General features: G+C 36.9%; 15 protein-coding genes. 14 read left to right on the top strand and 1 reads right to left on the bottom strand.

Annotation, left to right across the window (positions count from 1 at the left end; translation table 11 throughout):
• The first annotated feature begins 78 nt into the window (after positions 1–78).
• The 12 genes from FFS26_RS19770 to FFS26_RS19715 all read left to right on the top strand — a co-directional run bounded on the left by FFS26_RS19770 (position 79) and on the right by FFS26_RS19715 (position 18,543).
• Entirely contained in the window at positions 79–678 is a 600-nt protein-coding gene (locus FFS26_RS19770) for an IS1096 element passenger TnpR family protein (protein ID WP_137905915.1), read from the top strand.
• 291 nt (positions 679–969) lie between these two features.
• On the top strand, positions 970–2,319 hold the full coding sequence (locus FFS26_RS19765; RefSeq protein WP_137905914.1) for an alpha-amylase family glycosyl hydrolase: 1,350 nt from the start codon (positions 970–972) through the stop codon (positions 2,317–2,319).
• A gap of 147 nt (positions 2,320–2,466) precedes the next feature.
• Positions 2,467–2,907 carry a GreA/GreB family elongation factor gene (locus FFS26_RS19760; protein ID WP_137905913.1) on the top strand — a complete coding sequence of 147 codons (441 nt, stop codon included), beginning with the start codon at positions 2,467–2,469 and terminating at the stop codon, positions 2,905–2,907.
• Positions 2,908–2,924: 17 nt separating this feature from the next.
• Positions 2,925–3,575: a protein BatD gene (locus FFS26_RS19755; RefSeq protein ID WP_137905912.1), complete on the top strand. Its 651-nt coding sequence runs from the start codon at positions 2,925–2,927 to the stop codon at positions 3,573–3,575.
• A 137-nt stretch (positions 3,576–3,712) separates the two neighbouring features.
• Complete coding sequence (locus FFS26_RS19750; protein ID WP_137905911.1) at positions 3,713–4,507, top strand: thymidylate synthase; 795 nt, start codon at positions 3,713–3,715, stop codon at positions 4,505–4,507.
• 229 nt (positions 4,508–4,736) lie between these two features.
• On the top strand, positions 4,737–4,955 hold the full coding sequence (locus FFS26_RS19745; protein WP_110010187.1) for a hypothetical protein: 219 nt from the start codon (positions 4,737–4,739) through the stop codon (positions 4,953–4,955).
• Positions 4,956–4,980: 25 nt separating this feature from the next.
• On the top strand, positions 4,981–7,491 hold the full coding sequence (locus FFS26_RS19740) for a M1 family metallopeptidase (RefSeq protein WP_110010186.1): 2,511 nt from the start codon (positions 4,981–4,983) through the stop codon (positions 7,489–7,491).
• 168 nt (positions 7,492–7,659) lie between these two features.
• Positions 7,660–8,988 (top strand): hydroxymethylglutaryl-CoA synthase family protein, encoded by a 1,329-nt coding sequence (locus FFS26_RS19735; RefSeq protein ID WP_110010185.1) that lies wholly within the window; start codon positions 7,660–7,662, stop codon positions 8,986–8,988.
• Between the two features lie 399 nt (positions 8,989–9,387).
• On the top strand, positions 9,388–12,222 hold the full coding sequence (locus tag FFS26_RS19730; RefSeq protein WP_110010184.1) for a SusC/RagA family TonB-linked outer membrane protein: 2,835 nt from the start codon (positions 9,388–9,390) through the stop codon (positions 12,220–12,222).
• 24 nt (positions 12,223–12,246) lie between these two features.
• Positions 12,247–13,794 (top strand): RagB/SusD family nutrient uptake outer membrane protein, encoded by a 1,548-nt coding sequence (locus FFS26_RS19725; protein ID WP_137905910.1) that lies wholly within the window; start codon positions 12,247–12,249, stop codon positions 13,792–13,794.
• Positions 13,795–14,272: 478 nt separating this feature from the next.
• Positions 14,273–17,068, top strand: a complete 2,796-nt coding sequence (locus FFS26_RS19720; protein WP_110010182.1) for a SusC/RagA family TonB-linked outer membrane protein — start codon at positions 14,273–14,275, stop codon at positions 17,066–17,068.
• A 14-nt stretch (positions 17,069–17,082) separates the two neighbouring features.
• Positions 17,083–18,543: a RagB/SusD family nutrient uptake outer membrane protein gene (locus tag FFS26_RS19715; RefSeq protein WP_137905909.1), complete on the top strand. Its 1,461-nt coding sequence runs from the start codon at positions 17,083–17,085 to the stop codon at positions 18,541–18,543.
• Between the two features lie 69 nt (positions 18,544–18,612).
• On the opposite strand, the gene FFS26_RS19710 is transcribed toward FFS26_RS19715, so the two are convergent.
• Positions 18,613–19,536 (bottom strand): AraC family transcriptional regulator, encoded by a 924-nt coding sequence (locus FFS26_RS19710; RefSeq protein WP_110010180.1) that lies wholly within the window; start codon positions 19,534–19,536, stop codon positions 18,613–18,615.
• A gap of 182 nt (positions 19,537–19,718) precedes the next feature.
• On the opposite strand from FFS26_RS19710, the gene FFS26_RS19705 reads away from it, so the two are divergent.
• Together FFS26_RS19705 and adhP are read left to right on the top strand one after the other, a co-directional pair.
• Positions 19,719–21,248 (top strand): aldehyde dehydrogenase family protein, encoded by a 1,530-nt coding sequence (locus tag FFS26_RS19705; RefSeq protein WP_137905908.1) that lies wholly within the window; start codon positions 19,719–19,721, stop codon positions 21,246–21,248.
• A gap of 211 nt (positions 21,249–21,459) precedes the next feature.
• Complete coding sequence (adhP, locus tag FFS26_RS19700; protein WP_110010178.1) at positions 21,460–22,494, top strand: alcohol dehydrogenase AdhP; 1,035 nt, start codon at positions 21,460–21,462, stop codon at positions 22,492–22,494.
• Positions 22,495–22,581: the final 87 nt, after the last annotated feature.

Here is a 22,581-nt window from a genome sequence, read left to right as displayed (position 1 = left end):
GTCACATGTCATTTATTATATATTTGCAACAGAGATTTATCATAATTATAAAGGCAAAAAGTAATTTAAGAAACTGATATGGTTTACAAAATCCGCGTAATATTAGATGCGAAAGAGGATATTTTCCGTGATGTCGAAGTTAAGGGAAAACAAACGTTATGGAACTTACATTTAGGAATTAAAAGTGCATTCAGTCTGCAGGGAGATGAACTTTCTACTTTTAATCTGTTGGAAGATGACGGAACGATCGTAAAAAGTGTCCCATTGGAAGATATGAGTGATGATGGTGATGGTGAGATCATGTCAGATGTTTACATTGATGAAGCTTTTGAAAATGTAGGTGACAAAGCGCAATTCCAGTATGGACTTCTTGATCTTTGGGAATTCTTCTGCGAGCTTGTGGAAGTAATTGAAGAAACAAAAGGCGTGAACTATCCGATCACCGTATACAGATTTGGAAATGTTCCATTAAAAGCTCCCAGCAAAAACGGAAGTGCCGGAGGTGGCAAAAAGAAATCAGCAATGCCATTGGTAGATGATGAGTTCGGTTTTGATGATGATTTCGTAGCGGGTGGAAACTTTTCAGACGAAGATGATGACAGCTTTGATGATGAGGAAGAAGAAGACTACAATGACGATGTCTTTGATGAGGAAGATGACAATGACGATGAAAGATAGTCAACAAAATATCTCAGCCCTGGATTTTGATCCGGGGCTTTTTTATGGAGTTTTACTTATGCTTTTTTTACAGAATTTCTTTAAACTTTTATTTTGAAACATTAAGATTAGTATTAAGTTGTTAATATAAGCTTCGCTTTAAGCTTAAAAATCAGAATGATTCATCTTAACTAGACTTTATTTCTTAAATCCTTCTTAATGGTTTTAATAGATCCAGCATTTTTTATAAGTCTAAATACTACTTATCCTTTTTCTCCAAAAACAATCCTTACTTTTGTTAAAAATAGTTTAATGAAAAAATTAATTTTGTTAGCTGTAATTGGTCTGGGAATTGTTTCCTGTACCACTCAAAAAAATAAACGGAAGATGACAGAACTGCCAAAAGATTGGAAACATAATACAAATATTTACGAAGTAAACATAAGACAATACACTCAGGAAGGAACTTTCAAAGCATTTGCAAAAGAAATGCCCCGACTGAAATCTATGGGAATAAAAACCCTTTGGTTTATGCCTGTTACTCCGATTGCCCAGCAAAACAAAAAAGGGAGCCTGGGGAGTCCTTATGCCGCAGCAGATTATACTTCCATCAATCCTGAATTCGGGACCCTGCAGGATTTTAAAGATATGGTGAATGAAGCTCACAGGTTAGGATTCAAAGTAATCATCGACTGGGTAGCCAATCATACCGGCTGGGATCATGTATGGACAAAAACACATCCTGAATTTTATCTTAAAGATCCGGATGGGAAATTCCATATTGCTTCCGGAATGGATGATATTATTGAATTGGATTATAAAAACCAGGAAATGCGCCAGGCAATGATTAATGCTATGAAGTTCTGGGTACAGGAAACCAATATCGACGGATTCCGGTGTGACCTTGCCTCATGGGTGGAAGTCGATTTCTGGGAACAGGCACGTCCTGAAGTGGAAAAAATAAAGCCTCTTTTCTGGCTGGGAGAATTTGATGAACTGGAAAGTCCGGAGTACGGTAAAGTTTTCGACGCCAGTTATTCCTGGAAATGGATGCACAAATCTGCTGACTATTACAAAAATAATGAACCTCTTCAGGAATTAAAAGATCTTCTGAGACAATATTCCAATATCGGAGACGCTTCGATGAGAGCCTGGTTTACCACCAATCACGATGAAAACTCTTGGAACGGAACCGAATATGAAAAATACGGAGTCATTACAAAACCTATGGCAGTATTCTCTGCAACATGGAATGGCATTCCGTTATTATATTCAGGACAGGAACTTCCGAACATGAAGAGGCTGGAATTTTTCGAAAAAGATGCCATCAAATGGACCCATACCTATCAGGCTGCTGATTTCTATAAAACATTATTGGATTTAAAAACATCAAATCCTGCATTAAGAGGAGGTGATTCCAATGTGACCACCTATCTTCTTAATACGACAGCCAATGATAAAATTCTTGCTTATGTAAGGAAAAATAGGAAAGATGAAGTGCTGGTAGTCCTGAACATGTCAAAAGAACCGGTTAATTTCTCCATTGAAGACGACCATCTGTCCGGAACATTCAGAAATGTTTTTGATAAAACAAAAAGAGATTTCAGCAATGGAAAAGACTTTACTTTCAAAGTTTCTGATTATGCCGTATTTGAAAAATAAAAAGTTATAGCTTTGAAACTTAGCTTAAACAGTAAATTTTAACCACTAGTCTTTAGAGGAACTCAATTCCCCTCCGCTGGAGGGGTGTCAAAATCTGTGATTTTGACGGGGTGGTTTTTACCGCTCACAATAAAAAACAATCATCCAATGAACAAGCAGGAAATAATCAACATCATCAAAGCAAAAGCCGCAGATAAAATCCGGTATTTTGAAAACCTTATTGCAGAAACAAGAGCTTCCAACAACGATACTAAAAGTTCGATGGGTGATAAATATGAAACCGGAAGAGAAATGCTTCAGCAGGAAATCAATAACCTGCAGAGGCAGCTCAATGAAGTGTTGAATCAGCAGGCTGTTTTGCAGAAAATAACTTCTGATCCTTCGGAAAAAGTTCAGAACGGAGCATTGGTAAAAACCAATAAAGGATTATTTTATGTAGCTGTTTCTATGGGAGAAATTATTTATGAACAACAGAAGATTATGACGGTTTCTGCAGAATCTCCTTTGGTGAAGGCTATGTTTGGCAAGAAAATGGGAGAAACATTTACCATCAACAATATCAGTCAGGATATTGAGCATATTTGGTAAATAATCTTTAAAATAATATGAAAATTAAAAATTTATTTTTCCTTGCCTTTTTATTGGTAGGTTTGGTAGTCAATGCACAGGTTCGTGCCTCCGTTTCGTCAAAAACGTATGATCTGGAAACAGTTAAATTTACTGTAGATGGTTTTGTGTTTACACTTAATGCAGACGGGTCAATTGCTGATTTTAATGCTCCTGACCTGAATGGCAAGCTGGAATACTATGATGATCAGGTTTTTGATAAAGTGAAATATGGAAAACTTAAAAGCATTGGAAACGTTAAAATAGATTACTGGGAAGATTCTGCTTTCACTAAGGAAAAAGCCGGTAAGCTGAAACGTTTAGGGAATATTTCCGTAGACTATTGGGAAGATTCGGCCTTTACTGAAGAAAAAGCAGGTAAGGTAAAGAAAATAGGAAATCTTGCTATAGATTATTGGCCTAATGATATCATAGATAACAGCAAGATGGGCAAGCTGAAAACGATAGGATCTATTGCGATAGATTATGGAGCAAAAGACGTGATTGATCAGAGTAAGTATAAAAAGCTTATAAAATTCGGTCCTGTGAGTCTTGATTATTATACTGATAGTTTTATAGACGAAAACAGAAACGGACAGCTGAAATCCATTAACGGAAACAGTGAAAAAATTAGTGTCTCTGTATTGTAATCCATCTGTTGTCTTAATTGGCTGAGAGTGTAGTCTATACATTCATTTATCGAAAAAAACATAAATCTCTTATAAAAAGTATCCATAGGCAGGATGCTTTTTTTTTACTAAATTTGGTCCATAAATTCCTTATCAAAATGCAAAACTACCTGGACCTTTTACAGCATATTTTAGACAACGGAACTGATAAAACAGATAGAACAGGCACCGGAACAAGAAGTGTTTTCGGATATCAGCTGAGATATGATCTGTCTAAAGGATTTCCCTTGGTAACGACGAAAAAAGTGCATTTGAAATCCATTATCTATGAGTTGCTTTGGTTCCTGAAAGGAGATACCAATATTAAGTATCTTAATGATAAAGGAGTAAGCATCTGGGATGAATGGGCAGATGAAAATGGAAATCTGGGACCTGTTTATGGTGCACAATGGAGAAGCTGGAATGGAGCAGACGGAAAAGTGGTAGACCAGATTACAGAAGTAATTGACCAGATCAAAAAAAATCCGGACTCCAGAAGACTCATCGTATCAGCATGGAATGTTGCAGAAATTCCTAACATGGCTTTGGCTCCTTGTCATGCCTTGTTCCAGTTCTACGTAGCTGATGGTAAATTATCGCTGCAGCTGTATCAGAGAAGTGCAGATGTTTTCCTTGGTGTACCGTTCAATATTGCAAGTTATGCATTGCTGCTGATGATGGTAGCTCAGGTATGTGATCTTGAAGTAGGGGATTATGTTCATAGCTTTGGAGATGTTCATATTTATAACAATCATTTTGAACAGGTAAACAGACAGCTTGGAAGAGAACCACGATCACTTCCTACAATGAAATTAAATCCTGACGTTAAAAATATCTTTGATTTCGATTTCGAGGACTTTACGCTGGAAAATTATGATCCGCATCCGGGGATCAAAGCTCCTGTAGCCATTTAATTTTTTATATCTTTTTATTTTTTAAATTTACTTCTGTTACTTTCATGTGAATAGATGATATTGTCTGTGGTCATAAGTCAGGGAATTAGAATATAAATCCTTTACTACGTTTTCTTTTGGCAATAGTTTCTTACATTTGGAAGAACAATGCCCGTTCACCGGATTTCTTTTGTAAGATGATCCGCTGGGAGGCAATATATCATAAATGTCAAATGCTTAAGAACAGATTATGAAGTATTTAAAAATTAATATTGAAGAAAATGCAGATATTGAAGTACTGAAAAATGCTGTACTTCAGCTGAAAGGTGTGGCATCCGCAGAAATAGTGGATGACGAAAATCCGGAAAGTGAACTCAAAAAAGCGTTTGCAAAAACGAAGGAACAACTTAAAAAGGGCGACTATGAAACCCTTGTTAATGATATTTTCGACATCATCATAAAAAAATAATTCTAAAAAATAATAAAGCAGACCGATGAGAAAGGCCATTTTATCAATTGCTATACTTGGAATTTTATTTTCCGCCAATGTATCAGCACAAACTGAAACTTCAGGAAGGGAAAAAGTATACAGAGCTACCCACACGAAAGTAACGGAGCTTAAGCACACAAAACTGAAAGTGAATTTCGATTATCAGAAAGAACAGATGAATGGGGAAGAATGGCTTACCGCTTCACCTTACTTCTATGCCACCAATGAGCTTACCCTTGATGCAAAAGGAATGCTGATTCATGAAGTGGCTCTTGATAACAACGGCAAAAAGTCTCCTTTAAAATACGAATACAAAGATGATGTTCTAAAAATTACGCTGGATAAAACCTATCAGAGAAATCAGGATTATACCGTTTACATCAAATATACCTCACGTCCGAATGAAGTGAAACAACAGGGAAGTATGGCAATCAATGATGCGAAAGGTTTGTATTTCATAAACGCTCAGGGAACAGATCCCAACACACCAACACAAATCTGGACACAGGGAGAAACAGAATCTTCTTCGGCATGGTTTCCTACTATTGATAAACCCAACCAAAAGACAACACAGGAAATCTATATGACAGTTCCTGATAAATATGTAACGCTTTCCAACGGTCTTATGAAAGATTCTAAAAAAGAATCCAACGGACTTAGAACCGATCATTGGGTGATGGACAAGAGACACTCTACTTATCTTTTCTTTATGGGCGTTGGAGAATATGCCATCGTAAAAGACAAATGGAAAAACATTCCTGTTGATTATTATATTGAAAAGGAATACGAGCCTTATGCTAAACAGATCTACGGAAATACTCCGGAAATGATCGACTTTTTCTCCAAAAAACTGAATTATGACTATCCATGGGCGAAATATGCCCAGATTTCCGGAAGAGATTATGTAAGTGGTGCAATGGAAAATACCACAGCCACTCTTCATGGAAGTGATATCCTTCAGAAACCCGGTCAGCTTATCGATGAAAATACATGGGAAGATACCATTGCCCATGAACTGTTCCATCATTGGTTTGGAGATCTGGTAACGGCAGAAAGCTGGAGCAACCTTACTGTCAATGAATCCTTTGCTAACTATTCCGAATACCTTTGGAATGAATACAAATACGGAAAAGACCAGGCAGATTATCACCTGATGACGGATGTGAATAATTATCTTCATAATCCATCCGATTTTAATAAAAATCTGGTGAGATTCAATTACGAATCCCGTGAAGATGTTTTTGATCTTGTGACATACCAGAAAGGAGGTGGCATTTTAAATATGCTGAGAAACTATCTTGGAGATGATGCCTTCTTTGCCGGAATGAATGATTATCTGAAAACCAATGAATACCAAAATGCTGAAGCCCACCAATTAAGATTGTCTTTTGAAAAAGTTTCCGGGAAAGACTTAAACTGGTTCTTTAATCAATGGTATTTTGGAAGCGGAAACCCGAAGATTAATTATTCATCCACCTTTGAGCCGGTAAAAAAACAGGTTGCTGTAACCATTAATCAAACTCAGGAAAAACCATTTGAATTTCCTCTGGCTATTGATGTCTATGACAATGGAAAACCTAAAAGATATAATGTCTGGGTAAATGCAGAAGCAAAAAATACATTCAGTTTTGATGTTTCTAAAACACCGGATCTTGTCAATATCAATGCAGACGGAGTGTTACTGGCTGATATTACGGATACTAAAACTCCGGAACAGAATCTGATGCAGTTTACCAACTCCAAGGAATTTAAAAGCAGATATCTGGCTCTAAACGGAATTAAAGATCAGGCCGGGAAAAACCCTGCCGCTGTAAAATTATTGGCTGCTGCATTAAAAGATCCTTTCTTCAGAGTAAGGATAAAAGCATTAAACTTAATAGATCTTACCAATCCTGAACAAATGAAAGCATTGGGTGCTGAAGTTGAAAAACTGGTTTCCAATGATCCAAAAACATTAACTCAGGCTGCGGCTATTGCTGCTTTAGGAAAAACAAAAGACAAAAAATACCTTCCTTTATTTGAAAAAGGTGTAAATGCTGTTTCCAATGCAGTAAAAGGAAGTTCAATGGGTGCGCTTCTTTCTATTGATCCGTCAAGAGCAAACAGTCTTGCTGATAAAATTGATATGAAAGGTGCTTCAGAAGAATTGCAGGCACAATTGCTTCCTGTTATTGTAAAGAACAGAATTACTTCACAGATAGAAAATATTGCACCTCTTGCCACTTTTTATCCATTCATTAAATTCCAGAATCCGGAATTGGGAAAAGCAGCAGAAGACGGTTTCAATTGGATCATGACTTCCGATAACCTCAAAGCTACTGAAAGTGTCACTAAAATAGCAGGATATGCCAAAAACCAAATGGCAGGCAATCCACAGGCTAAAATGATGATGGTTCAGACGCTGAAAGATGGCTTGAGCAAAAAAATGGAACTGCTGAAACAGAATCCGCAAAACGCCGCAAGTATCAACAAGCAGATTGATGTCATCAATAAAGCAATTGAAAATTATAAGTAAATAGATAAAGCCGGCAAATATGCCGGCTTTCTTTTACTGTTAAAGGTTTCTGGATTACTGTATTATATTTTAAAACGCATTGGTTTTTAATGATGTTGCAAAAATTAGCATTTTTTACCACTGTTTTTTGCATTATCTTTCATAAATTCGTTTAAAATTTAGACAATTATGAGTTTTGGAATTGAAGCAGCGGGTTATTATGTGCCTGGTTTATATTTGGAGATTAAGGATTTAGCAGAAAAAAGAGGGATAGAGCCGGCGAAATTGGAAAAAGGCCTGGGTCTTCATAAAATGGGACTTTCTGATGTTCACGAAGACGCTGCCACTTTTGCAGCAGAAGCATTACTGAAGCTTATAAAAGATTATGAGATCAATCCTGAGGAAATAGCAAGAGTATATCTGGGAACAGAAAGTGCTGTAGATGCGGCAAAACCTACAGCTTCCTATGCTGTACAGATGGTGGAAAAAGTATTGGAAGAAGAATTTGGAACAAGATGTTTCAGAAACTGTGATGTACTTGATATGACTTTTGCCTGTGTAGGGGGAGTAGATGCGTTACACAATGCTCTGGATTTTGTGAGGGTAAATCCTGATAAAAAAGCAGTTGTGATTGCCAGTGATTATGCAAAATATGAATTGGCTTCTTCAGGAGAATATACACAGGGAGGTGGTGCGGTAGCCCTTTTGGTTTCATCCAAACCGGACCTTCTTGAAATTGAAAATAATTGGGGAGTTGCTTCAGAAAGTGTTTTTGATTTTTTCAAACCCAGAAGATCATATAAAAAAGAAGACTTGAATGGCGCTCCGGAAACATATCCTGAAAAGATTGAAATTTTTACAGATGAGCCTGTTTTTGACGGACAATATTCTAACCAATGCTATCAGGATAGAATAAAAGAAGCTTATTATCATTATAAAGAATTAACAGGACAGGATAGACCATATGAAAACTGGGAGTATATTATCTTCCATCTTCCTTATGCCTTCCACGGAAAAAGAGTTTTCACAGAAATCTACAGTCTGGAGAATGGCCTTTCCTATGAAACTGCAGATGAACAGAAAGCAATCGCTAAGTCAGAAAATTATCTGAAATTAATCAATGATAAAATAGAAAAGACCCAGAGAGCTTCTTCTGAGATCGGGAATATGTATACCGCTTCTATTTTTATGGCATTTCTTTCTGCTTTACAGACATCTTTTAATGAAAATGAAGAACTTTCAGGAAAAGAAATTGGCTTTGTGGGATATGGAAGCGGATCGAAATCTAAGGTGTTTGCCGGGAAGGTATCCGGAAACTGGCGAAAAGTAGTAGAAAAATGGAATTTATTTGAAAATTTAAAGCAGAGAACTGCTGTTGATTTTGAAACCTATGAAAAGCTTCACAGAAAGCAGCTGAAAGATTCTGTAAATAAAAATTACAAAGGCTTTGGACTTGTTTCTATTGAAGAGGAAAATCCGGTTTTAATTGGGGCAAGATATTATAGCTTTAAGAAGTAATATTATAGAGTATGTAAAAGAAGCACCTCAAATTTTGAGGTGCTTCTTTTTTTTGAATACTTCTATGATATATTTTTATCATTTTGATGCTTCTAAGTGAATTTTTATTGCTTGATTTTGAATTTTTTTCAAGTTAAAATTCTTATTCTGTTAATTTTCTATGCTTTTTTTTAAAATAAAGTTAAACCTTGTGGTTTTTTTTCACTTGTTAAAATATAGCCAAATCTCTATTTTGATTTATTTTTTTTAATTAATAAGAATAATTCACGATCTGGGATGATATTTATTAATCTTTATTAGGGATTAAATTCTTTTTAATATCTTGTTTTACAGCGTTTTGCGAATTGGATCTGTTAAGAATTATTAACATATTTGCTCCATGTATTAAAAACTGTTAATATGAATGTAAAATTACGAGTTATAAGTGCTGGAGCATTGTTCTTTATAGGACAGGTAATGGCGGGACAAAAGTTGAAAAAGGATACTGTAAAAGTAAGTGATATTGATGAAGTGGTTGTTCTTGGTTACAGGAGTATGACCAAAAAGAACGCTGCAACTTCAGTGGCTACTATTGATAGCAAAACTATAGAAAACAGGCCAAACGCCAATGTAATGAATATTATACAGGGACAGTTGGCCGGAGTAAATGTTACAGCGAGCACGGGGCAGCCTGGTGCAAAACCTACGGTTGTTATTAGAGGAGTAGGTACATATAGTGGTAATTCAGACCCTCTATATGTGATAGATGGATTTCCTTCCAACAGTGATAATTTTAGGTCAATTAATCCCAATGACATTGATACATTTTCTGTATTGAAAGACGCAGCCGCTATTGCGGAATATGGATCTCGGGGATCAAATGGAGTTATATTGATCACTACTAAAAAAGGTAAATTTAACCAAAATATGCGTGTCAGGTATAGCAATCAGTTTGGTATTTCATTTTTACAAGATCCGAAATACAACTTGTCTGACTCTAAAGAATTTTTAAGCCTTCAAAAACTATATGGAGTAGGTGCTGGGGCTAAAATGACTGATGAGCAGATTGCAAGCTATAATATAAACACTGATTGGAAGAAAGTTTTCTTTAGGCCTGCTATTACTCAGAGCCATAATTTATCATTAGAATCCGGGGGACAGAATATCAATTCCTATACATCTATTGGTTATCTCGAAAATGAGGGAATTTTAAGAACAACTGGATTAAAGAGATTTACCGTAAGAAATAATATTAACGGCAAGAGTGAGACTGAACGCTTTAAGTACTCATTGGTAACAGGGTTAGGATTTTCAAAAAATAATGAAGCTATTCTTGATGCAGGAGCTGTTAACAGGAATTTTATTCTAGGTGCATACCGTTCCGCTCCACACTTATCTCCCGATTTATACCAAAATGGACAACAATTGTTTGATTTATATAGTAAAGATGGAACATTGTTATATACTCCTTTAATGCTAATGGATAAGTTAGTGAATTATAATAATCTTACGGAGGAAATGAGACTGGACATGGCTGCTAATTTATCTTATAAGATTACAAATGATTTAACGGTGAAAGCAAGAACGTCCGGACAATATCTTAATACCTGGTTTAATCAGGCAGAATATCCGCTTTCTTTTAATGCATTTTTATTTAAAGGAGCACAGGAGTTTTCAGGTTTTGAAGATATGAATCAAAGACGAGAGTTTTTATTTAATAACCTATGGCAACTGGAATATTTCAAAGTACTTGGAAAGCACACCTTCACTCTGCAAGGAAATGCGGAATATAACTATTCGCAACTCAATACTAATAATAACAGACAGAAAGGTCTGGATCCAAAGACATTTGTTCCTGGAACGGGAGCCGGATATATTGCAGATACCTCAAATAATGATTTTTATGTGTCAGCAACAAGTGCTTCGAAGTTAAAATGGGCCATGATCTCATATTTTGCATCTTTAGATTATGATTTTAATAAAAAGTACGGAATTACTGGAGTTATTAGGAGAGATGGAACCAATAGATTTTTTGGAGATAAACAATGGGGTACTTTTTGGTCAGTTGGAGGGAGATGGAATGTGGATGAAGAAAAGTTTATGCAGGACATAAAATTTGTGGATGCATTTAAAATCCGGGCCTCTTATGGAACACAAGGTAATCAGAGAATTGTTGACGGAAGTATTTATGCAGGATTAAACCCTCCGGGATATACTAATATATATTCTGTAACCAATAACACATATAATGGTAACCAAGGGTATGCTATAGCTTTTGGTGATAAAGAGTTGAGATGGGAAACAACAAAACAGTATAATATTGGATCTGACTTCGAATTCTTTAAAAGGAGATTAAGAGGGTCATTTGATTATTATGTGAAAGATACTCATGATTTATACATGCCTGATCCGACAGCGCCAGTGTCAGGTACATTAAGTATTGTGAGAAATACAGATGTTGTTTTACAAAATAAAGGTATAGAAGTAAATCTGGCCTATGATGTAATAAGAAATAAAGGAAATGATATTTCATTAATTTTTAGAGTAAACGGGTCAATCAATAATCAAAAAATAAGTGGTATTCAATCCGGAAATGGAAGGATATCTGACGGGCTGGTAGTAACTGAGAATGGTGGCCTTCTTAGAGAATATTTTTTGTATAAATATTTAGGGGTAAATCCTTCTGATGGTAATTTATTGTTTGAAGATGCTGATGGAAACCCTACAGAAAGTCCAAAAGATTCTGACAGGAAACTTATGGGAGTGAATAGATTGCCGAAATATCAGGGAGGATTTGGATTCGATTTTAACTACAAAAACTTTTTTGTTTCGTCTACTTTCACATTTGTTGCTAAACTTAAGCGCTTTGATTATGATATGTCTGATTTATATAATCCTAATAATTTAGCTTCGTTTAATGTAGATCGGGATCTTTTAAATGCCTGGACACCTTCTAATACAAATACAGACGTACCTTCTCTAAAAGCAGCCAATGTTGGATTGCAGGGGAATTCTGATAGATTTCTTGTAGATGCTTCTTATATCAGGCTGAGAAATGTTCAGTTAGGATACAGAATTCCTAAAAGACTTCTGAAGGACACCTTTATCAATGACATGTCATTTACATTACAAGGCGAAAACCTATTAACATTTACAAAATGGCGAGGGTATGATGTGGAAAGTCCAAACGGAGCCGATCAACAAAGGTATCCTTCACCTCGAGTTGTCACATTTGGTTTTGATGTTAAATTCTAGTTTAATAAATTAAGATAAATTGCAATGAAAAAAATATTTAAATATATCGTAATAACATCGGGAATATTACTTACTTCCTGTGATGATGAGCTGATAAGTCCTTTTACTCCCGGGTCCTTAACTGAAGAAATAGCTGTTACACAATCCTCAGATCTTCAAAAACTTATGAATTCTACATATAATCTCTTTTCTAACAGATCAGAAGCTGTTTTTACTTCTGTTTTTACTGACGAAGTTGGAATTGGATATGCAAACGGAGGACAGGGAATATCTCAAGAATATATCTTTTTATCGATTCCTTCTTCAGGTCTTTCTGGAAATATTTGGGTTGGCACTTATACAGCATTAGCAAGAGCTAACAGAGTAATTAAATATGCTGACAGTGTACAACCTGTTAATGCCACCGATGCTGCATTAATCTCCCAATTGAAAGCTGAGGCACTTACTATGAGAGCTTATGGACATTTAAGGATATTGGCTTATTACTCAACAAATTTAAAAGATGATAATGCACTGGCGGGAATATTGGCTGATAGAATATTTGAACCTGCTGAAAAAGAAAATCCAAGAGTTAAAAACGCAGACTTTTATGCACTAATTCATAAGGATCTGGACGCTGCATTAACAATTTATAATGGTTTGAGCGGGTATACTCCAAACAATGGTTTTGCCAATAAAAACTTTGCAAAGGGTTTGAAAGCCCGCGCTTATGCCTATAAAGGAGATTTTGTCAATGCCGAAAAGTGGGCGGATAATGTAATAAATACATCTGGAGTTACATTAGCTAATCAAGCTGACTACAGAAAAGTTTTTTTTACGGATAATGAACCAGCCAATAAAGAGGTTATTTTCAGATTAAAGAGAACAGCCCAACAAAATTCACAAGCAACTAATTTACATAATGGATGGTGTTCTGTTGCTCCCAATTTAAATGGTTCTCCTTACTACGAAATAAGTCGAGCTTTGTTTAATATTCTGAATCAAAACCCAAATGATGTGAGGCGAAATGTAATTGTAGCACCATCTTCTGTTATTGATCCCAACTATGCAACCTCTGCTGATTACAGAAACACAGATAAGCTAATTATTCAGAAACATGGTGGGACTGAATCAGGTACTGTAACTGCTGCTACTACAGGAACGAATGGTTTTAATAATGATTTTAAAATAATGAGGATTTCTGAAATGTATCTCATTAAAGCAGAAGCAAGAGCCGCTGCTGGAGATTTACTTGGAGTAGGGCAGGCATTAAAAGCTATTTTGGATGCTAGGTTTCCTGTTGCACAGACTCCTCCTGTATTTACAAATATTACCACTGCCTGGGCAGGTATTTTGAAAGAAAGAAGATTGGAATTAGCCTATGAAGGACACCGTTTTATAGACATAAAAAGATTGGGAACATTAGCTAATGTTACTATTGATAGGGATCCAGCAGATTATTCTTCAAGTTCTGCTAATTATCCTGCGGCGAATCCGGTCAATCTTCCTAATAACAGTTATAAGTTTGCTTTACCAATCCCCCAGGATGAGCTAAATGCAAACCCGGGAATTATTCAAAACCCAGGATATTAAAGGCAAACTATTATTATAAACTGAAAAATCAAAAGATTTCAACAGATTGAGAGATATACTTCTTATATTAATCAACGCAAGTCCCCTATTTAAAAGAGGGACTTTTTTGCTTTTACAGGTATAATTTTTATATAAAAATTAAGAAAATAGACCGATTTTTCTCCGATTTACTAAAAATTATGAATTGGTTGGTTTTAATTTTTTTAGTCAAAAAAATGCTTTAAGTTTATTTTTTTAATCATTTATTTTAAATTAATGAAAATTGATTTTAATTTTAAAATTTATTAAAATTCCGTTAATATATAAATTGACTTATTTTTTGTTAAATTTTTAAATATTTTCAAAATGATTCCTCATCATTTTTTTAAGATGAATGTGAATCTCTCCGTTCTGGAAGCATGTTTTCAGCATTCAGCGAATTGATGTTATAGATATTTATCGACATATTTGTCGCTTGAATATATTAAAATCTGTTAATATGAATGTGAAGTTACATGTATTAAGTGCAGGAGCTTTGTTTTTTTTGGGACAAGCTGCTTTTGCGCAAAAATCTAAGAATGATTCTGTTCTGAAGGAGAATAAGATCGATGAAGTAATCGTTACTGGATACCAGAAGAAAAAAGCAGATGAAATTACCCAGGCTCAGGCTGTTGTTGGTGGTGATGAAATCAGAAGAAACTCTCCTACAACATCTATCGGTAACTCTTTACAGGGTAGAGCTTCAGGGGTATTTGTACAAAGTACTACCGGGCAGCCAGGTGCTGCTGCTACCATCCAGGTAAGAGGGATTGCCGGTGTTGGTGGTTCTTCAGAGCCTACTTATGTAGTAAACGGGATGTATATGACTGCAAGACAGTTCAGCGCAATCAACCCTGCAGACGTAGAGTCTATTTCAATTCTTAAAGATGCCGCTGCTACAGCACAGTATGGTGCGAGGGGAGCAAACGGAGTAGTGGTAGTAACTACTAAAGCCGGAAAAGCCGGAAAAACTCACTATTCATTCGAAACCAAGTTTGGTTTCAGTGAAAAACTGAGAGACAAAAACTACACCATGATGAACTCCAGAGAGCTGATGGATTTCCAGAATCAATTGGGATACCTTGGATTTAAACCAAGATCTCAGGAAGAAATGGATAGATTGGCTGCTTATGATCACAACTGGCAGAAAGATCTGTTGAAGCCTTCAAGCATCCAGTCTTATTTATTCAGTGCCCAGGGTGGTTCCAGAGAGAGTACTTTCTATTACTCTTTAGGGTATGATTCTGACAACGGAATTATCAGGGACATTGATGGTCTTAAAAGATATACTGGTAACTTTGGATTTACCAATAAACTGAGTGAAAAATTAAACGTAGGTATCAACCTTGGGGTTCAGTATCAGGAAACGCAGAATTTCAGAGACAGAAACAATACACAGAACCCATTTGGAGCCATGTATAAATATGCTCCATATGAGCCGGTTTATAATGCAGATGGCAGCTACAACCAAACCATGAGAGCTGGTTCTAACGTTGTTGAGCAGATCCGTAACTACAGATTAGACGACCAGAGACTAAGAATTCCGGTAACTTTATTTGCTGAATATAAAATTATCGATGGTCTTAAGTTTAAAACAAACTTTAACGGACTTTTCGATTGGTATATGGGAACTCAATGGCTGAAGAAAGGTTCAAACCTTGATATCACAGTGAACAAGGTTCCTACAGGTTCATTGAACAAAAATTCATTCTATACATTTAACTATACCTGGAACAACTCCATTAATTATAAAAAATCATATGGAGGCCACAACTTTGATTTCTTAGGATTTATCGAATATAACGATAACTACAACGAAACAATGAATGGTGGAGCTTACGGACTGAAATCTCCGGTAATCAATGTTCCATCAATTACAACACCTTCTGACAGAAATACATTTACAGGGGTTAAAGTAAGAAATACCCTGTTCAGTTTAGCGGGGATGTTAAACTATGATTATGAAGGTAGATATTTGGTAACAGGATCATTGAGAAGAGATGCTTCATCAAGATTTGGTGCCAATAACCAAAGTGGTATTTTCTGGTCTGCAAGTGCAGCATGGAATATCGCGAAGGAAGAATTCATGAAAGGAGGTTTTATTAATGATTTAAAACTTAGAGGATCTTACGGTACAACAGGTAACGACGGTACTTTACCGGATTATTTTAACGTGAACAATATCAGCTACGGCTTATATGGTACTAACGGTACTTCATATCCCGGAACATCTTCACAAGGCTATTATATCATTGGTAACAGCAACCTGAAATGGGAATCTAACGCAATTACCAACTTAGGAGTTGATTTCACAATGTGGAACAGAAGAGTTCGTGGATCCGTAGAAGTATATCAGAACAAGAGAAAAGATTTCGTACAGCTTGTACCTTTGGATAAACAGGAAGGTGGATACTACCAGTATATCAATGCAGGAGATATGTCTCAGAAAGGTCTTGAAGTTGAACTTAGCGTAGATGTGATCAAGCAGAAAGATTTCCAGTGGAATCTACATGCTAATATCTCTTTCCAGAAGTCTGTTCTTGACAAGTTAGCAGACGGGCAGACTGAAAGAAACTTAGGAGATACTTATTTAAAAGTAGGAGAGTCTCCATACGTATTCTATAATGTAAGATTTGCAGGAGTAGATCCAAGTAACGGAAAAGCTCTGTATTATGATAAAGAAGGTAATGTTACTGATGTTTACAGTGCATCCAATGCAGTTCCTCTTACGGATAAATCTCCGTTCCCAAAAAGTTTTGGTGGTTTCGGAACAACAGTTCAGTACAAAGGACTTGATTTCAGTGCAGATTTCTCATTCAAGCTAGGTGGTTATACTTATAACAACATGTACGCTGCTGCTGTTGATCCAACATTGGCTGTTGCTGGCAGAAATATGGCTCAAGCTGCTGCTCAGGTTTGGCAAAACCCTGGAGATACAGGAGTATTCCAGAAAGTTGACTCAAACGGTATGCGTGATTCTGATCAGTGGATTGAAAAATCAGATTACTTAAGATTAAGATCACTTACATTAGGATATACATTTGATAAAGCGTTCCTTGGAGAAGGATCTCCAATCAATAAGCTTAGAGCATATGTACAGGGACAAAACCTATTTACAGTGACTAAATTCCACGGAGAACCTGAAGTTTCAGTAGGATCCGGTGAATCTACAGCATTGTTCGTTCCTGGAGCATATAACCTTTATACTTATCCTGCTGTAAGAACAATCCTGGTAGGACTGCAATTAGAATTTTAATATTGAATAGCTTTATGAAAAGAAATATAATAAAAATAAGTTTAGCTGCGTTAACCATGTTTGTTTCGTTAACGTCTTGCGACAGAAATTTAGATCAAATCTCATCAATCAATGAAGATCAGGAGCAGGCCATGACCAGACCTGAGACCTTCAGACAGGCTATGGACGGTGCTTATACAGCGCTTAAAGGAGCCGGGTATTATACGAGTGATACAGGAAACCAGCTTATCATGGGGGATCTTACCACTGATAACCTTGTTCGTACAACTACAGGTAGAAATACCAATTTTGCTGCTTCGAACTTTGAATTCTCATCCGATAATTCACAGACGACAGGATTATATAGTGCTGCTTACCTTGTGATCAGCAGAGCTAACTTCGTTTTGAAATATATCAATAACGGTGTATTATCCGGAACGCAGAAAACGAATCTGGAAGCTGAAGCAAGAGCATTAAGAGCAATAGCTCATTTTGATATTGTAAGAGCGTATTCTAAGATCCCGACTCAATCTGCAGATGCAAAATCAAGTGTGGGGATTTATTACGCTGAAAAATATGATCCTCTCAACAATATAGGTTCCAGAAATTTAACTGTTGAGCAAGTGTATGATAAGATTATAGCTGATTTATTATTCGGTGCTTATAATATTACGCAAAATGATGCTGATAAAGGAAGACTAAGTAAAGCTGCTATCTATGGATTATTATCAAGAGTATACCTATACAAAGGAGACTATGCTAAGACTGTAGAATATGGAGAGCTGGCATTAGGACTGTCACCAGGCATTACTGAAAAGAAAAATTTTACTTCTCTGTGGAAAGAAGAAAATAATGCTAAGAATGTGGACGGAATTTTATTCCAGGTGTTAAATGCGGCATCAGAACAAAATACAGTAGGTGTTGCATATAATCAATCAGTTCCGGCCCTAAGATCTGAATTTGTTGTGGATTATGATCTGTATACCTCATATACAGATAATGATGTGAGAAAACCTGTTTATTTCACTACCAGTGTATACAGCAAACAAAATTATAATCATGTAACAAAATATTCAGGAAACGGAGGTCCTGCCAACATCGTTTCAATTAAATATTTAAGAGGAGCTGAAGTATTATTAAATGTGGCTGAAGCACACTATAGAACCGGTAATGGTGCACAGGCTCTTGTTTTACTCAACAAATTAAGAGCTGAAAGATATAATTCATTTACTCCTGGTACAGAAACAGGGCAAGCTCTTTTAGATGCTATTTTAAAAGAAAGAAGATTGGAGCTTGCATTTGAAAATGACAGATGGTATACATTGAAGAGATTAAATCTTCCTGTTCAGAGATCTGGAAAAGGAGACCTTTCTGATGGTACCGGTACACCTTCTGTTGCACAGACTCTTGCGGCCGGAAGCTACAAGTGGCAGTGGCCAATTCCTATCAGCGCTATTCAGGCGAATCCGAATATTGAACAAAACAAAGGTTACTAATTGTGTAATTACTGTTTTTAATAATAAGAGCTCCATTAAATGGGGCTCTTTTTTATACATTGATATGAATTACCGCAGAACCATTTTATCCTGATAACTTTTCGGAGTCACTCCTTCCAGTTGTTTAAATACTCTTGTAAAATAGTTTGTATCTGAAAATCCCGTCTGAAAAGCGGTTTCTTTGATGCTGGTCTGGCTTGCCAGCAATTCCTTCGCTTTGCTGATTCTTTCCTGCAAAATGAAATCATTGGGAGATGTTCCCAACTCATCTTTGAACATTTTAAAGAAATTCGACTTACTTACATAGGCCAGCTTGGCGATACTGTCAATAGACAATTTCTGATGCAGGTTTCTTTTAATATAATTCACCGCAAAACCTATCCTGGATTTATTTTTTACAATATTCTTTTCCACCATGCCTCTTGCCTGAGTCTGCATCAGCCTTATCAGAAGTTCTTTCAATGCAAAATCAGCCATGATATCTTTTTGAGAATTATCATCCATGGCAATTCTCATAATATTGTTGGTGGCAGAAGCAAGTGCTTTATTATTAAACAGAAAATACTCATCAAGCTGAATGTTCCATTGCGAAGTTTCATCTGCTTTGGGAAGATGGTAATTCAGGTAGTTGAGAGAATCCTCAATAAAATCAGGATTAAGGCTTAAAGAAACACATTGGGTAGGAGTTTCATCCGCCTCAGGAAAATCAATCACCATTGTTTCTCCCGGGGCTACCAGAATGCTTTCTCCCGGATAATAATCAAAGTAACTGGTCTTATTATCCAGTTTCATATGTTTTTTACCCCTCAGCATTGCCGTAAAAGCAATGTTTTCAAAATGAAGTTTTACATCAAAAGCGGCCTTATGAGTCTCATAAATGCTGAACTCACAATTGTTTAGATTGAATTTCGTCTGGTTTTCAACAAGACTCAATAGCTGGCTCTCCTTTCGTAATTCAGGAGTGTTTAATAAAATCTTACTATTGTTATTCATTTCTAATTTTTTTTGAAAAAGAGGTAACTCAAATATAGAAAATTTGAGTGTACGTTGCTGTTAATAAAATACTAAAATTGAACCTCTTGCACTATTTTCCACTTTTTTTATACGATTGTGCTATACTCTTTCTGGCTTCTCAGTGTAATTTGGCGTTATCGAAAAATAAAAACAATACTAATATGAGCACTATTACAGAACCAATATCAACAACGCTTTTACAGCGCCCGGAGTTTAAAAACAGATACGATAATTATATTGACGGGAAATTCACACCACCCGTTAAAGGACAGTATTTTGACGTGGTTTCCCCGGTAGATGGCAAAAACTTCACTCAGGTAGCACACTCGTCCAAAGAAGACCTGGAACTGGCTGTTGATGCAGCTGAAAAAGCATTTCAAACATGGAAAAATACTTCTTCTACAGAAAGAAGCATCATCCTGAACAAAATTGCAGACAGAATGGAACAGAACCTGGAATACCTTGCTACAGTAGAAACAATAGATAACGGAAAAGCTGTAAGAGAAACACTGGCAGCAGATCTACCTTTAGCTATTGATCATTTCAGATACTTTGCGTCTGTGATCCGCGCAGAAGAAGGATCTCATAACGAACTGGACAAAGACACCGTTTCCTTAATTGTTCACGAACCTCTTGGAGTAATCGCACAGATCATCCCATGGAATTTCCCGATCCTGATGGCTGTCTGGAAGCTGGCTCCGGCATTGGCAGCAGGAAACTGTGTTGTTTTAAAGCCTGCAGAAAGCACTCCTGTTTCCATTATGGTATTAATGGAGCTTATTGGTGACCTTTTACCGGCAGGAGTTATTAATATTGTCAACGGATTCGGAGCAGAACTTGGAAGAGCGCTCGTTACCAATCCGAAAGTTGCCAAAGCAGCATTTACAGGTTCTACCGCTACCGGACGATTGGTAATGCAATACGCTACAGAAAATATTATTCCGGTAACGTTGGAATTGGGAGGAAAATCACCCAATGTTTTCTTCAATTCTGTAATGGATGCAGATGATGAATTTTTAGATAAAGCCATAGAAGGAGCTGTTCTTTTTGCCCTTAACCAGGGAGAAATCTGCACATGTCCTTCAAGATTACTGGTTCAGGAAGGAATTGCAGATGCCTTTATCGAAAGAGTGATTGAAAGGGTAAAAGCCATCAAAGTAGGAAATCCACTGGATAAAACCGTAATGATGGGAGCCCAGGCTTCGCAGATCCAGAAAGATAAAATCCTTTCCTATATCCAGCTGGGAATAGATGAAGGAGCAGAAGTATTGGTGGGTGGAGATGTCAATAACCTGGGAGAAGATCTTGAAGACGGCTACTACATTCAGCCGACTATTTTCAAAGGAAACAACAAAATGAGAATTTTTCAGGAAGAAATTTTCGGGCCTGTGCTGGCATTTACCACTTTCAAAGATGAAGAAGAGGCCGTGAAAATTGCCAATGATACGATCTACGGACTGGGGGCAGGTGTATGGACCAGAGATGCCCACCAGCTGTACAATATTCCAAGACAGATTGAAGCAGGTAGAGTATGGGTAAACCAATATCACTCTTATCCGGCAGGAGCTCCTTTCGGAGGTTACAAACAATCAGGAATAGGAAGAGAAAACCATAAAATGATGCTCGATCATTACCGTCAAACCAAAAACATGCTGATTTCTTATAACAAGAATAAGCTAGGTTTCTTTTAATATTATTATTTAGGACGTGCCCGATTGCCTTGGCTTTATCCAGGGCAAAACGGTCGGGCTATCCAGGGCTGCACTTCGTTTCGGTGCTCCATTGCATTGCGCACCGACTCGTTCCTCGCCGCCCTTCCTATCCCTCACGCAGGGAAATTAATAGTTCAGAAGCAGAGATAAAAACTGATAACGTGAAATAACTCAATCCAAAAAAGAAAATATGATTCCAAAAACAATGAAAGCGGCGGTAGTTCAGGGCTATGGCCAACCTTTGAAAATAGAAGAAGTACCTGTAAGAGAACCCGGAAGATATGAAGTGCTTGTTAAAGTTATCGCCTGTGGAGTTTGCCACACAGATTTACATGCTGTGGATGGCGACTGGCCTGCAAAACCTAAGATGCCGCTTATCCCCGGACACGAAGGAGTAGGGATCGTGGTAGCCTGCGGACCGGAAGCTTTTGTGAAAGAAGGAGATGCGGTAGGAGTTCCATGGCTGTACAGTGCTTGCGGATGCTGCGATTATTGTATTACAGGATGGGAAACCCTTTGTGAAGCACAGAAAAATGGCGGTTACAGTGTCGATGGTGGATTTGCAGAATACGTCATTGCAGACTCAAGATATGTGGGACATTTGAAATCTGATGTTAACTTTTTGGAAATTGCCCCAATTTTATGTGCCGGAGTCACAGTTTACAAAGGATTGAAAGAAACAGAAACAAAACCCGGCGAATGGGTAGCCATTTCAGGAATCGGTGGACTGGGACATGTAGCAGTTCAATATGCAAAAGCTATGGGAATGCATGTTGCTGCTATTGATGTAGCAGATGATAAGCTTGAACTGGCGAAAAAATTAGGTGCAGACCTTGTAGTCAATGCAAAAAACACAGATCCTGGAGAATATTTGCATAAAGAAGTCGGCGGAATGCACGGCGCATTGATTACTGCGGTTTCACCTATCGCTTTCAAACAGGGAATAGATGTACTGAGAAGAAAAGGAACCATTGCTCTGAATGGCCTGCCTCCCGGCTCTTTTGAACTCCCTATTTTTGAAACGGTTTTGAAAAGGATCACCGTGAGAGGTTCTATTGTAGGAACCAGAAAAGACCTGCAGGAAGCATTGGATTTTGCCAATGAAGGACTGGTAAAAGCCACCGTTACTCCTGCAAAACTGGAAGATATCAATGATGTATTCGATAAAATGAAAAAAGGACAGATTGACGGCAGAATCGTTCTGGATATTGCCGGCTCAAATTAATTTGATGATGTATAGATGATCCCGGTTAATTTATTGTACCGGGATCTTTTGTCAATATAAGGTTTACATTAAATCAAAATAAAAACA

It is taken from the genome of Chryseobacterium sp. 2VB (assembly GCF_005503635.1).
GTDB classification, from domain to species: Bacteria; Bacteroidota; Bacteroidia; order Flavobacteriales; family Weeksellaceae; genus Chryseobacterium; species Chryseobacterium cupriresistens.
Note: the sequence above shows the minus strand (reverse complement) of the source record. Positions and strands in the feature narration are given on the sequence as shown.

What these genes read in the sequence shown, in the direction of transcription:
- FFS26_RS19770 (WP_137905915.1), top strand. Translation starts at nt 79, where the DNA reads ATGGTTTACAAAATCCGCGTAATATTAGATGCGAAAGAGGATATTTTC.
- FFS26_RS19765 (WP_137905914.1), top strand. Translation starts at nt 970, where the DNA reads ATGAAAAAATTAATTTTGTTAGCTGTAATTGGTCTGGGAATTGTTTCC.
- FFS26_RS19760 (WP_137905913.1), top strand. Translation starts at nt 2,467, where the DNA reads ATGAACAAGCAGGAAATAATCAACATCATCAAAGCAAAAGCCGCAGAT.
- FFS26_RS19755 (WP_137905912.1), top strand. Translation starts at nt 2,925, where the DNA reads ATGAAAATTAAAAATTTATTTTTCCTTGCCTTTTTATTGGTAGGTTTG.
- FFS26_RS19750 (WP_137905911.1), top strand. Translation starts at nt 3,713, where the DNA reads ATGCAAAACTACCTGGACCTTTTACAGCATATTTTAGACAACGGAACT.
- FFS26_RS19745 (WP_110010187.1), top strand. Translation starts at nt 4,737, where the DNA reads ATGAAGTATTTAAAAATTAATATTGAAGAAAATGCAGATATTGAAGTA.
- FFS26_RS19740 (WP_110010186.1), top strand. Translation starts at nt 4,981, where the DNA reads ATGAGAAAGGCCATTTTATCAATTGCTATACTTGGAATTTTATTTTCC.
- FFS26_RS19735 (WP_110010185.1), top strand. Translation starts at nt 7,660, where the DNA reads ATGAGTTTTGGAATTGAAGCAGCGGGTTATTATGTGCCTGGTTTATAT.
- FFS26_RS19730 (WP_110010184.1), top strand. Translation starts at nt 9,388, where the DNA reads ATGAATGTAAAATTACGAGTTATAAGTGCTGGAGCATTGTTCTTTATA.
- FFS26_RS19725 (WP_137905910.1), top strand. Translation starts at nt 12,247, where the DNA reads ATGAAAAAAATATTTAAATATATCGTAATAACATCGGGAATATTACTT.
- FFS26_RS19720 (WP_110010182.1), top strand. Translation starts at nt 14,273, where the DNA reads ATGAATGTGAAGTTACATGTATTAAGTGCAGGAGCTTTGTTTTTTTTG.
- FFS26_RS19715 (WP_137905909.1), top strand. Translation starts at nt 17,083, where the DNA reads ATGAAAAGAAATATAATAAAAATAAGTTTAGCTGCGTTAACCATGTTT.
- FFS26_RS19710 (WP_110010180.1), bottom strand. Translation starts at nt 19,536, where the DNA reads ATGAATAACAATAGTAAGATTTTATTAAACACTCCTGAATTACGAAAG.
- FFS26_RS19705 (WP_137905908.1), top strand. Translation starts at nt 19,719, where the DNA reads ATGAGCACTATTACAGAACCAATATCAACAACGCTTTTACAGCGCCCG.
- adhP (WP_110010178.1), top strand. Translation starts at nt 21,460, where the DNA reads ATGATTCCAAAAACAATGAAAGCGGCGGTAGTTCAGGGCTATGGCCAA.